Below are 7210 nucleotides of genomic sequence, written 5' to 3'. Positions count from 1 at the left end.
CGGAGGTGAGGCCGTATGACCGCTGCCGCCGCTCAGCCGATCGCGGCCACCGCTCAGCGGCACCTGCTGCTGAACATGACCGCCAACGGATCGCTCGGCGCCGAGGGGGATGACCTCCTCGTCGTCCGGCGCGGGGAGGGCCCGTACGTCGACGACACGGACGGCAGGCGCTACATCGACGGCCTGTCGGGGCTGTACTGCTGCCAGCTCGGCTACTCCTACGGCCCCGAGTTCGCCGAGGCCGCCGAACGGCAACTGCGCGAGCTGTGCTACAGCCCGCTGTGGACCGGCTCCGCGCACCCGACGGCGATCGAACTCGCCGAGCGGCTGTCCCGGATCGCCCCCGTCGACATCGAGCACACCTTCTTCTCGAGCGGCGGCGCCGAAGCCGTCGAGACCGCCTGGAAGATCGCCCGCCGCTACCACGCCCTGCGCGGGGAACCGGGCCGGGTCAAGGCGATCGCCCGCCGCGGCGCCTACCACGGGCTGACCGTCGGCACCCTGTCGTTCACCGACGACCCCGGCCTCACCGAGCCGTACGGCCCGCCGGCGATCGACACCCGGTTCGTGTCGAACACCAGCCGTTTCGGCCTCGACCCTCAGTTCGCGGACGACGAGGTGTGGACGGCCTGGCTCCTCGCCGAGGTGGAGGCGACGATCCTGGCCGAGGGGCCGGAGACCGTCGCGATGCTCATCGCCGAACCCGTGCAGAACCGGGGCGGCTGCATCACACCGCCCCGGGGCTACTGGCAGGGACTGCGGGCGCTGGCCGACCGCTACGGGTTCCTGCTCGTCGCCGACGAGGTGATCACGGGATTCGGCCGGCTCGGCGAGTGGTTCGGCGGCGACCGTTACGACGCCCGCCCGGACATGGTCACCGTCGCCAAGGGCATCACCTCCGGATACGCCCCCCTGGGCGCGACCCTCGTCGCCAACAAGGTCATCGACGTCATCAACCGGCCCGGCGTGGTCCTCAACCACGGCTACACCTTCGCCGGGCACCCACTGAGCGCGGCCGTCGCCCTGCGCAACCTGGAGATCCTGGAGCGGGACCGCGTCCTGGACAACGTCCGCGCCCTCCAGGGAGACCTCGCCCAGCGGATGGCGGCCCTCAAGGACCTGCCGATCGTCGGTGACGTCCGCGGCACCGGGTTCTTCTACTCCTGCGAACTCGTCGGTGACCTCGACGACGGCGGCTTCAGCGACCTGGCTCGCGCCGGTCTGATCGCCGACCTGATCCCGCGCCGGCTGCGCGAGGCCGGCCTGCTCGCCCGCGTCTACAACCGCTCCGCCCCGCTGGTCCAGATCGCACCCCCGCTGATCAGCGACCGCGCCGTCCTCGACCGTATCGCCGCGATCATCGCGGGCGTCCTGGCCGAGGCGTCGGCCCGCATCTGATCCACGTCCTGGAAAGGTTCCCCATGTACTCCATCGGTCCGCTGACCGTCGCTCCCGGCGAGCGCGCCCAGGGTTTGATCCCGGTCGGCACCAGCAGCTACGGCGTGGAGCTCGGCATTCCGCTGATCGTCGTCAACGGCGCCCTCGACGGCCCCGTCCTGTGTGTGGACGCGGGCGTGCACGGCGACGAGTACGACGGGCAGGAGGCCATCCGCCGCGTGCTCGCCGAGCTCGACCCGGCCACCCTGCGCGGCACCGTCGTCGGCATCCCCTGCCTGAACACCCCCGCCTTCGAGGCCGCCGCCCGCGCGAGCGGCATCGACCACCTCAACCTCAACCGCATCTTCCCCGGTGACGCGGAGGGCTCCTACTCGCAGCGGCTGGCCGCCACCTTCGTCGAGCAGGTCGTCCCCGCCGTCGACGCCGTGGTCGACCTGCACACCGGTGGCGCCTACGGCGAGATCGCCCCGCTGGTCATCCTCCAGGGCGGTTACGAGGACCTCGCCACCGACCTCGCCCTCGCGGCCGGGCACGAACTGGTCTGGAAGGGCGGCAAGTGGGGCGGCACCGTCCGCCACCCCGTCCTCGAGGCCGGCAAGCCCGCCATCACCATCGAGTGCGGCGGCGCCACCTACCGCGAGACCAACGTCGAGCACCACATGAACTCGATCCGCAACATCCTGCGCCGCCTCGGCATCACCGACGGCGAGCCGGAACTGCGGGACACCTACACGACGGTCTCCGGGACCTTCGCCCGCTCCGCCGCCGGCGGCTTCTTCGTCGCGCACGCCGAGCCGGGCGAGACCTGCAAGGAAGGCGACCTGATCGCCACCATCACCGACCACTACGGCACCACGCTGGAAGAGGTCCGCGCGCCGCGGGAGGGCATCGTGCTCTGGGTGCGCCGCATCCGCACGGTCCGCCCCGGCGACGAGGTCGTCATCTTCGGCGAGGTGCTCGGGGAGATCCGGCCATGACCCACGAACTGCAGTTGACCGAGCTGCTCATCGACGGCAAGCAGGTCCCCGCCGCCGACGGCCGCTCCTTCACCGTCCTCGACCCGTCCGACGGCACGGCGATCGCCCAGGTGGCGCTGGGCGGCAAGGCGGACGTGGACCAGGCGGTGGCCGCCGCCCGTACGGCCTTCACCTCCCCGGCGTGGGCCGGGATGCGGGCCGCCGACCGCGGCCGGATCCTGTACCGGATCGCGGAGGCCATCCGCTACCAGGGTGAGCGGCTGGCCCGGCTGGAGAGCCAGGACGTCGGCAAGCCGCTCCGCCAGGCCAAGAACGACGTCGAGGCGGCGGCCCGCTACTTCGAGTTCTACGCGGGCGTCGCCGACAAGCTCGGCGGCTCGACGGTCCCCCTCGGGCCCGGCCTGCTCGACTACACCGTGCGCGAGCCGATCGGCGTCTCCGGCCAGATCATCCCGTTCAACTACCCGCTCCAGAACACCGCGCGGGGCTCCGCGCCGGCCCTGGCCGCGGGCTGCACGGTGGTGCTCAAGCCGTCGCCGGAGGCGCCGCTCACCCCGCTGGAGATCGGCAGGATCGCCCTGGAGTGCGGTCTTCCGCCGGGCGTGCTGAACGTGGTCCCCGGTGACGGCGAGACCGGCGCGGCCCTCGCCGGACACCCGGACATCAACCAGGTCACCTTCACCGGCTCGGTGCCGACCGGCATCAAGGTCGCCCAGGCCGCCGCCGCCAACGTGGTGCCCTCCGTCACCGAGCTGGGCGGCAAGTCCCCGGTCGTCGTCTTCGCCGACGCCGACTTCGACGCGGCCCTCGGCGCCGTCGCCGCCTCCGCGTTCGGCAACGCCGGGCAGACCTGCTCGGCCGGCACCCGGCTGCTGCTCCAGCGCGGCGCCGAGGAGTTCCTGGACAAGCTGGTCGCGCACGCCGCCTCCCTCAGCGTCGGTCCCGGACTCAGCGATCCGGACGTCGGCCCTCTCGTCGCCGCACGGCAGCGGGACCGGGTCCTCGGCTACCTGGAACTGGCGCGCGAGGAGGGCGCGGTGGCCCGGGCCGGCGGCGGCGCCCCCACCGAGCCCGAGCTGGCCGACGGCTACTACGTCCGGCCGACCGTCCTGACCGGACTGGACAACCAGGCCCGGTGCGCCCGCGAGGAGATCTTCGGCCCCGTCGTCACGGTCATCGAGTTCGACGACGCGGCCGAGGCCCTGGAGATCGCCAACGACAGCCCGTACGGCCTCGCCTCCTACGTCTGGACCCGCGACATCGACAAGGCCATGCGCCTCGCCGAGGGAATCCGGGCCGGCCAGGTCTACGTCAACGCCACCGGCGTCGGCACGGGCGTCGAACTGCCCTTCGGCGGCTACAAGCACAGCGGCTGGGGCCGGGAGAAGGGCCTCGAAGGACTGGCGAGCTACCTGCAGACCAAGAACGTCTGCATCGGGTTCGGGCACCGGTCATGAGATACCGCACGCTCGGCGAGCGCGGCCCGACCGTCTCGGTGGTCGGCGTGGGCGGCAACAACGTCGGCAGCCGCCTCGACGAGGACGGCACGAAGGCCGTCGTCCACGCCGCGCTCGACGCCGGGATCACCCTGTTCGACACCGCCGACATGTACGGCGGGGCAGGGGACCGGGGCGGTCTGCGCGGCGACGGCGAACGGCTCCTCGGCGCCGCGCTCAAGGGCCACCGCGACGAGGTGGTCCTCGCCACCAAGTTCGGCATGGCGATGGGCCGCGACGCCGACCTGTACGGTCCGCGCGGCGCCCGCGCCTACATCCGGTACGCGGTGGAGGCCTCGCTGACCCGGCTCGGCACCGACCGGATCGACCTGTACCAGTACCACGAACCGGACGGCGTCACGCCGCTGGACGAGACCATCGCCGCGCTGACGGAACTGGTCGACGAGGGCAAGGTCCTCCACATCGGCTGCTCGAACCTCCCCGCCGAGCGGCTCACGGACGCCTTCGTGTCCACCCAGGCGTGCTACCACCTCCTCGACCGCGGTGCCGAACAGGACCTGATCCCGGCCTGTCTGCACCACGGACTCGGCCTGCTGCCGTACTACCCGCTGGCCAACGGCCTGCTCAGCGGCAAGTACCGCCGCGGTGAGCGGCCCCCGCCCGGCAGCCGCCTGTCCTGGCGGCGGGGCTGGCTCACCGACGCGGCCCTCGACCGGGTCGAGGCCCTCACCGCGTACGGCGAAGCACGCGGTCTGACCCTCCTCCAGGTCGCGGTCGGCGCGCTGGCCGCCCTGCCCGCCGTCGGCTCCGTCATCTGCGGCGCCATGACCCCCGAGCAGGTCACCGCCAACGCGGCGGCCGCCGACTGGATACCGAGCCCGGCCGACCTGGCCGCGCTGGACGCGATCGTCGCCCCCGGCGAACGCGTCGTCTGAAGCCCCACCCACCCAAGAAACCCCGCGAGACGAGGCTGAACACCATGCGAGAGATCGTCACCTTCGACGCCTACGCGACCCTGATCAACTTCGAGCTGGCTCCCACGACCCTGAAGGTCCTGGAGGACCGGCTGGACCTGGACAACCTGAATGTCGACGAGTTCCTCGACGACTTCCGCGTCATGCGCTTCCAGGCCGTCCTGGAGGCCTACCGCCCCTACCACGAGATCCTGCACTCCAGCCTGCGCAACGCCATGCGCCTGCACGGCCTGGAGTACCGCGAGTCCGACGGTGACGCCCTGGTCGAGGCCGTCCCCACCTTCGGGCCCTTCCCGGAGGTCCCGGACGCCCTGCGCGCCCTGAAGTCCCGCTACGAGATCGCCATCATCTCCAACACCGATGACAACCTGATCGCGCGGAACGTCGAGAACATCGGCGTCGAGTTCGACTACGTCATCACCGCCCAGCAGGCCGGCGCCTACAAGCCCGACCGCCAGACCTTCGAGTACGCCTTCAAGACCATGGGCGTCGAGCCGTCCCAGGTCATCCACACCGCGCAGGGCTGGGAGTACGACCACATCCCGACCCGCGACCTCGGCCTGAAGCGCCGCGTGTGGATCAACCGCTACGGCCACCCCGGCAGCGCCGACTACCAGCCCTACGACGAGCTGCCCGACCTGTCCGGCCTGCCGAAGCTCCTCGGCTGCTGACCGAAGGCCCGACGGCGAAACAGGACCGAGAACACAGAGGACGCACGCCATGAAGCAGATCCCCTACTGGCTGGACACAGCTCCCGCCCGACCCGACCGTTCCGGAAAGGACCTGCCCGACGAGGCGGACGTGGTGGTGATCGGCGGCGGCCTCACCGGCCTGTCCACCGCCTACCACACCGCCCGCAAGGGCGCCCGGGTCGTCCTCGTCGAGAAGGACCAGGTCGGCTCGGGTGCCTCCGGGCGCAACGGCAGCATGTGCACTCAGGGCATCACCATCAGCCCCGCCGAGGCGCGCAAGCGCTACGGCCAGGAGCGCGCCCTGGAGCTGTACAACGCCTTCCGCGAGGCCGTCGACGTCGTCGAGGAACTCACCAAGACCGAGGACATCGACTGCGACTTCCACCGTGCCGGGCGCCTCGGCGCCGTCTGCAAGCCCGGGCACTTCGACGGTCTGCGGGCCAAGCAGCGTGACCTGGCCGACAACTTCGGCCACGAGACGATCGTCCTCAGCAGGAGCGAACTCCGCGCCGAACTCGGCTCGGACTACTACCACGGCGCCCTGCTCGACCCCGACAGCGCCGCCCTGCACGTGGGCAAGTTCGTCGGAGGCCTCGCGGACGCCGCCGAGCGCGCCGGCGCCGAGATCCACGAGCGCAACGCCGCCACCGGCCTCACCCGCCTGCCCGGCGGCGGCTTCGTGGTGGAGACCCTGCACGGCACCATCCGCGCCAAGCAGGTCATGGCGGCGACGGACGCGTACACCGACCGTTCGATGCCGTGGTTCCGCAAGCGGCTCATCAACGTCGGCAGCTTCATCATCGTCACCGAGCCGCTGGGGGAGGCCCGCGCCAAGGAACTCATCCCCAACGGCCGTCTGCTGGTCGCCCACAAGAACGTCGGCCACTACGTCCGCCTCACCCCGGACAACCGTCTCGCCTTCGGCGGCCGGGCCCGCTTCGCGCCCTCCAACCCGGCCTCCGACGTCAAGAGCGGCGACATCCTCAAGCGGGAGATGACCGAGATCTTCCCGCAGCTCGCGGGGGTGCGCATCGACTACGTCTGGGGCGGCATGGTCGGTTTCTCCTGGGACCGCATTCCGCACGCGGGCGAGGTCAACGGCCTCTACTACTCCATGGGTTACTGCGGACACGGCGTCCAGATGGCCACGTACATGGGCCGCGCCGTCGCCGACATGATGGACGGCAGGCCGGAGGCCAACCCGCTGCGCGGATTCGGATTCCCGAAGGTCCCCGTCCCCTTCTACAACGGCACCGCCTGGTTCCTGCCGTTCGGCGGCGCCTACTACAAGGCGAAGGACCGCCTGTTCTGACCGGGCGCCGCCGCCGGTGACTCCGCGGGGGCCTTGCGCGCGGCGACGCGAAAGGCCCCCGCGACACCCCTGGACGCCCCCTGAGAGAAGGCCCGTACACCCATGACCGCCGCAGTCACCCGCAGCGAACACGACCTGCTCGGCGACCGGGACGTTCCCGCCGACGCGTACTGGGGTGTCCACACCCTGCGCGCCACGGAGAACTTCCCGATCACCGGCATGCCGATCTCCGCGTACCCGCATCTGATCGAGGCGCTGGCCGCGGTGAAGGAGGCCGCCGCCCGCGCGAACGAGGAACTGGGCCTGCTGGAGGCGGGGAAAGCCGCCGCGATCGTCGCCGCCTGCCGCGAGATCCGCTCCGGCAAGCTGCACGAGCAGTTCGTCGTCGACGCCTTGCAAG

The 7210-nt window shown here is 71.5% G+C and carries 7 protein-coding genes; all 7 read left to right on the top strand.

Annotated features, from left to right (window positions below; genetic code table 11):
- Positions 1 to 15: 15 nt before the first annotated feature.
- Positions 16 to 1398, top strand: coding sequence for an aminotransferase class III-fold pyridoxal phosphate-dependent enzyme (locus AOK23_RS04835; protein WP_055711498.1), 1383 nt, complete (start codon positions 16 to 18; stop codon positions 1396 to 1398).
- 23 nt (positions 1399 to 1421) lie between these two features.
- The gene (locus AOK23_RS04830) at positions 1422 to 2375 is read left to right on the top strand and encodes a succinylglutamate desuccinylase/aspartoacylase family protein (RefSeq protein ID WP_055711497.1); all 954 of its coding nucleotides are present in this window, start codon (positions 1422 to 1424) and stop codon (positions 2373 to 2375) included.
- Positions 2372 to 3832, top strand: coding sequence for an aldehyde dehydrogenase family protein (locus AOK23_RS04825; protein WP_055711496.1), 1461 nt, complete (start codon positions 2372 to 2374; stop codon positions 3830 to 3832). The genes AOK23_RS04830 and AOK23_RS04825 overlap by 4 nt, the downstream gene beginning before the upstream one ends.
- Entirely contained in the window at positions 3829 to 4767 is a 939-nt protein-coding gene (locus AOK23_RS04820) for an aldo/keto reductase (RefSeq protein ID WP_055711495.1), read from the top strand. Before AOK23_RS04825 ends, AOK23_RS04820 begins: the two co-directional genes overlap by 4 nt.
- Before the next feature lie 44 nt (positions 4768 to 4811).
- Positions 4812 to 5477 carry a haloacid dehalogenase type II gene (locus AOK23_RS04815; protein WP_055711494.1) on the top strand — a complete coding sequence of 222 codons (666 nt, stop codon included), beginning with the start codon at positions 4812 to 4814 and terminating at the stop codon, positions 5475 to 5477.
- Positions 5478 to 5526: 49 nt separating this feature from the next.
- Complete coding sequence (locus tag AOK23_RS04810; protein ID WP_055711493.1) at positions 5527 to 6810, top strand: NAD(P)/FAD-dependent oxidoreductase; 1284 nt, start codon at positions 5527 to 5529, stop codon at positions 6808 to 6810.
- Between the two features lie 102 nt (positions 6811 to 6912).
- Positions 6913 to 7210, top strand: a 298-nt coding sequence (locus tag AOK23_RS04805; RefSeq protein WP_240496250.1) for a lyase family protein, incomplete at its 3' end; no start/stop codon positions are given.

The sequence above is a fragment of the Streptomyces torulosus genome (assembly GCF_001419765.1).
Lineage (GTDB): Bacteria > Actinomycetota > Actinomycetes > Streptomycetales > Streptomycetaceae > Streptomyces > Streptomyces torulosus.
Note: the sequence above shows the minus strand (reverse complement) of the source record. Positions and strands in the feature narration are given on the sequence as shown.